Here is a 1,391-nt window from a genome sequence, read left to right on the forward strand (position 1 = left end):
AGCCGCTTTAGAGACGTTTACCGAGCAATACGACGGAAAGCTTTCTGAAAGCCAACACAGAGCACTACAGGACGGTTTAGAGTCCTATCAGCATCAAGTGAGTAGAACTAATGCACCCAGTCGAGGATTTAGCCCTTAATCTAATCCTTAAAAAAACATTACACAGGGTTAAATTGCTTAGGCAAGCTGCGTGGTTTAAGTGATGATTTTTCACTTATCCACAAAAAAATTTATCACCCGTTTCTTTGAGGGTTTTTATTTGATCCTGTTTACTCCTGTTTATTCCTGTTTGAGAGCTATTTTTCCCTGTTAAAATCAATACCTTACAAGAAAGAAAAAGAGTAAATGAGCAGAAAACAGAGTAAATGAGCAGAAAACAGAGTAAATGAGCAGAAAACAGAGTAAATGAGCAGAAAACAGAGATAAATAAAAAACACTCTTTTTATAACTCTATTTTATGATAAGATCTTGTTAAATGTAACTATGGGCGCAGAGTTGAAATGGAAAATAACTTAGTTGTTCAGTCAAATGATTTAATCCTAGCAACGTACACAATGCAAAAGACGGATAAAGAGCTCATGCTTGCTTGTATCAGTCAAATTGACAGTAGGCCTGATGCACCAAATGTCACGCAAGACACAGAATATAAAGTAACAGTTGATGATATTAAATCATTGTTTTTTGGTAAGAAGTCTAAGAACGAACAGAATGTTTATCGTGACATAGAGAACGCAAGCAAACGTTTATATGACGTCGATATTGTTATGAGCTTGCCCGAGAATAAAACGCTTCAAACAAGGCTTGTTAGTAGTATTGTTTATGATCCGGATAACGGAGAAGTCGTATTATCATTCGCAAATAAAATACTGCCATATTTGACGCAACTTAAAGCTAATTTCACTAAATACAAGCTATTAGAAATAGGTGAGTTATCGAGTATTCATTCAATAAAAATGTATGAATTGGTGGTAATGTGGGTTAATCAATACCAGTACAGCAAAGAGTTTACGATAGAAGAGTTTAAACACGTAATGTGTGTTAAAGATAAGTATAAGCAATTTAGTGAGTTGCGAAGATATGTTATTGAAACAGCTATCAACGATATAAATGAAAATACGAATTATAAAGTCAGTGTAGAGTATCAAAAAAAAGCAAGAGGGAAGGGCTATAAAGGCTTAAAGCTCAAATTTCACAAAAAGTTATTAGATAAAATTGCTGGTAAAGACGGTAAATTGTCAGAAGATAAGATCAAATCAATTGTTGATAATGTGCAGTTTATGAACGACTATAACGATCACCCAGGTTTAAGCTATGACGGTAAAATGAGTACTGATAGTTTTAAGCGTGAAATGATTAACATCATACAGCGAGAGCCTGAAAGTTTTAACAAA

The 1,391-nt window shown here is 34.2% G+C and carries 1 protein-coding gene; it reads left to right on the forward strand.

The window, feature by feature from the left end; all coding sequences use genetic code 11:
• Positions 1-500: 500 nt before the first annotated feature.
• Positions 501-1,391: replication initiation protein (locus tag ACS8FC_RS14170; protein ID WP_439297230.1), on the forward strand; the 891-nt coding region annotated here is incomplete at its 3' end.

The organism is Psychrobacter sp. 1Y4, assembly GCF_051847555.1.